The organism is uncultured Limnohabitans sp. (assembly GCF_937889215.1).
Classification (GTDB): Bacteria; Pseudomonadota; Gammaproteobacteria; order Burkholderiales; family Burkholderiaceae_C; genus Limnohabitans_A.
The window spans coordinates 1-3393 of the sequence record NZ_CALBEX010000494.1 but is presented as its reverse complement, the minus strand read 5'-3'; the positions used below and the strand labels follow the sequence as shown (position 1 = coordinate 3393).

3 protein-coding genes and 1 pseudogene are annotated in these 3393 nt (G+C 58.4%); 1 reads left to right on the top strand and 3 read right to left on the bottom strand.

All coding sequences use genetic code 11. The annotated features are described in order from the left end of the window. Positions 1 to 362: 362 nt before the first annotated feature. Positions 363 to 1493, bottom strand: coding sequence for a cupin domain-containing protein (locus Q0341_RS12560; protein ID WP_299513878.1), 1131 nt, complete (start codon positions 1491 to 1493; stop codon positions 363 to 365). A 107-nt stretch (positions 1494 to 1600) separates the two neighbouring features. On the opposite strand from Q0341_RS12560, the gene Q0341_RS12555 reads away from it, so the two are divergent. Next, positions 1601 to 2134: an FKBP-type peptidyl-prolyl cis-trans isomerase gene (locus Q0341_RS12555; protein ID WP_299513876.1), complete on the top strand. Its 534-nt coding sequence runs from the start codon at positions 1601 to 1603 to the stop codon at positions 2132 to 2134. A gap of 40 nt (positions 2135 to 2174) precedes the next feature. On the opposite strand, the gene dut is transcribed toward Q0341_RS12555, so the two are convergent. Together dut and coaBC are read right to left on the bottom strand one after the other, a co-directional pair. Then, on the bottom strand, positions 2175 to 2624 hold the full coding sequence (gene dut / locus Q0341_RS12550; protein WP_299513874.1) for a dUTP diphosphatase: 450 nt from the start codon (positions 2622 to 2624) through the stop codon (positions 2175 to 2177). Positions 2625 to 2636: 12 nt separating this feature from the next. Further along, a pseudogene (gene coaBC / locus Q0341_RS12545) lies at positions 2637 to 3393 on the bottom strand (bifunctional phosphopantothenoylcysteine decarboxylase/phosphopantothenate--cysteine ligase CoaBC); the annotation flags it as partial.

Genomic DNA, 3393 nt, shown 5'->3' with positions numbered 1-3393 from the left:
GGGCAGCAGGAGCGGCAGCGTCAGCAGCGGCTGGGGCTGCAGCAGCAGCTGCAGGTGCAGCGACTTCAGCAGCGGGAGCAGCTGCAGGAGCAGCGGCTTCTTCTTTTTTACCGCAAGCAGCCAAAGCGGCTGCAGCGATCAGGGCGGCCAGAACGAAGGACTTGTTCATTTTGATTTATTCCTAAAAGGGATTTGAAAACAATTTCCAGAAACTGCCTCGGACACCGAAAAGGCACCCAAAGCCGAGACAATAACGCGCAAACGTACTTGTGCTCCACCAGAGATTATAGTGTTTTCCCCTAGAAAATGGGCCGTCCTGATAACCGTTAAGGCATTAATTTAAACTTGAAAAAAACCGATATTTAGCCTTTTTTAATCGCCCACAACCAGCCCTCACCGGCCCAATCGACCAGCGCCTCCTGCGCATCTGCACTCAAAGATTTGGCTTTTTGCCCGGAAATGCAGCGATCATCGGCCAACTGACGCAAAATAACAGCATCCCGCCCAGCCACGCGAAAACTTTCTCCGTTGATGAAAATGTGTTTCGCGTCGTACATCATTTTGGTTCGGCGGTCGAGCTGTGCGCCTGCGGACACATCCCATATTTCCTCTGCATTTTCAAACCAAACTTGGGCTTTGGGCTCCGTCAGGTACTCACCCAACATACTCTCGAGTAACTGCGGGTTCTTCAAAGCTTTATCGACCACTTGACGTGCAAAGTCAGCCAAAGACGGCGGAATGGCCGCAGGAGACGGCACGGCGGCTTGTTTCGGATCGCGGTAAAGGGCATCACCCACACCGTCAAACGCCTCATCGGCCAAGCCCAGCAAAAGTTCACGCGCCAGCTCGCCCTCTTGCGGCGCCCTGAACCCAATCGACCACGTCATGCACTCGCCTTCGGCCACACCGTCGTGGGCGTATTTGGGCGGCAAATAGAGCATGTCACCTGGGTTGAGCACAAACTCTTCTTCGGCTTCAAAGTTTTGCAAAATTTTGAGCGGCACACCGGGCTGCAGGCTCAGGTCTTTTTGGCGGCCAATGCGCCAACGGCGTTGGCCGTGGGCTTGCAACAAAAATACGTCGTAGCTGTCAAAGTGCGGACCCACGCCACCGCCATCGGTGGCATAGCTGATCATCACATCGTCGAGCCGTGCATCGGGCACAAAGCGGAACTGCTGCATCAGCGCGTGCACGCCATCGTGGTGCAAGTCCACGCCTTGCACCAAAAAGGTCCACTTTTTCTGGCTAAAAGGCGGCAAGCTGCGTTTGGCCAGGGGGCCATGCTTCATCTTCCAGCCCTTGGGCGAATCCACGATCAAACGAGACTCCACACCCTCTTCGCCCGCCAAGGCCACCAAGGCCGATCGGTCCACGCAGGGCACAAAGCCGGGTATGGCGTTGCGCACCAGCAAAGGTTTTTTCTGCCAATGGCGCTTCATGAATTGGCTGGGCGTGAGGCCGCCCAGCAAGGTCAAGGCTTGTTCTGTGTTCATGGTGGTTCCGGTTGAATGGGGCAGCTGCGGCAAAGCAAATAGCCAGGTAAGGCCTAAACAGGCCAATGCAGCCCAAAAACCGGCCGCCAAACTGCGACAATTGTCCTATGGAAATCAAGACACCTTCTGTGGTCGCACTGACCTGGACACTCAAAGACACGCTGGGCGAAGTTCTGGACACCCTGGACGAGCCCGTTGAATTTTTCATTGGCGGGCAAGACCTGCTGCCCAAGATCGAGGAAGCCCTGCAAGGCCACGAAAAAGGCGCCAAAGTCGACCTGCACTTGGAGCCCGAAGACGCTTTTGGCGACTTCAACGAAGAGCTGCTGTTTCTGGAGCCGCTCGCCCTGTTCCCGCCGGGCATGGAGCCGGGCTTGACGATCGAGGGCACAGCCTTGCCCGAAGGCTGCCATCCCGATGCGCCGCGCAACGTGCTCTACACCGTGACCGAAATTTACCCTGAGCATGTGGTGCTGGACGGCAACCACCCGCTGTCGGGCATTGCGCTGCGACTGCACCTGAAAGTCGAATCGGTGCGCGAACCGACCGAAGCCGAAGTGGGCAGCGGCAGCTGTGGCACCGGCTTTTTCAAGATCGAAGTGGGCGACGAAGGCCTGCCCACAGGCCCCACCTTGCACTGATCTGCGGCTCGCTGCGCGAGCGGTTTCAAAAAACCACGTTTTACTTTTTGCCGGTCGAGCCGTAACCGCCCTCGCCGCGCTCGCTGGGCGCGTCAAACTCGGCCACCACATTGAACGTGGCCTGAACCACCGGCACGATGACCATTTGCGCGATGCGCTCCATAGGCTCGATGGTGAAAGCCACACCGCTTCGGTTCCAGGCGCTGACCATCAACTGGCCCTGGTAATCGCTGTCGATCAAGCCCACCAAATTGCCCAGCACGATGCCATGTTTGTGGCCCAAGCCCGAACGCGGCAGCAGCATGGCGGCATATCCAGGGTCTTTCAGGTGTACCGCAATGCCGGTAGGCACCAATTGCCAAGCATTGGGCTGCAAGGTCAAAGGCGCGTCTAGGCAAGCGCGCAAATCCAGGCCGGCACTGCCAGCAGTCGCGTAGGCCGGCAGCTGCTCGGCCATGCGGGGGTCGATGATTTTGAGGTCGATGTTCATGGGAAGTCTTTGTTATTTCAAGCGCTTGGCAATGTCGGCGATCAATTGCTCTGCCAGCACCTGTTTGCTCGCGTGCGGCAATTCACGGGCACCGGCCGCGTCCACCAGCAGCAAAGCGTTGTCATCTTGTCCAAAGGTGGCCGGGCCTATGTTGCCCACCAAAAGCGGCACCCCTTTGCGCAGGCGTTTGGCGGTTGCATGGGCCAGCAAGTCGTGGCTTTCGGCAGCAAAACCCACGCAAAACAATTCGCCCGATCGGCCGCGCTGCGATTGAGCCACTGTGGCCAAGATGTCTGGGTTTTCAACAAAGTTCAGCTGGGGGGTCTGCCCTGAGCCGTCTTTCTTGATCTTTTGGTCAGCCGCGTTGGCGGGACGCCAGTCGGCCACCGCCGCAGTGGCAATGAACACATGGGCCGCCGCCACATGTTGCTGCACCGCAGACAACATTTGCTAGGCCGAACGCACATCCACACGCTGCACGCCACGAGGGGTAGGCAGATGCACCGGACCCGCAATCAGCGTGACCTGCGCGCCCGCCATGCGTGCCGCCCGGGCGATGGCAAAGCCCATCTTGCCGCTCGACAAATTGGTGATGCCACGCACCGGGTCAATGGCCTCGTAAGTGGGCCCGGCCGTGACCAGCACCGCCTGGCCTTGCAGCGACTTGGGTGCAAAAAAAGCGGTCAAATCTTGCAAAATTTCATCGGCTTCCAACATGCGGCCATCGCCCGTTTCGCCACACGCCTGGTCGCCCTGCCCCACATCCAGC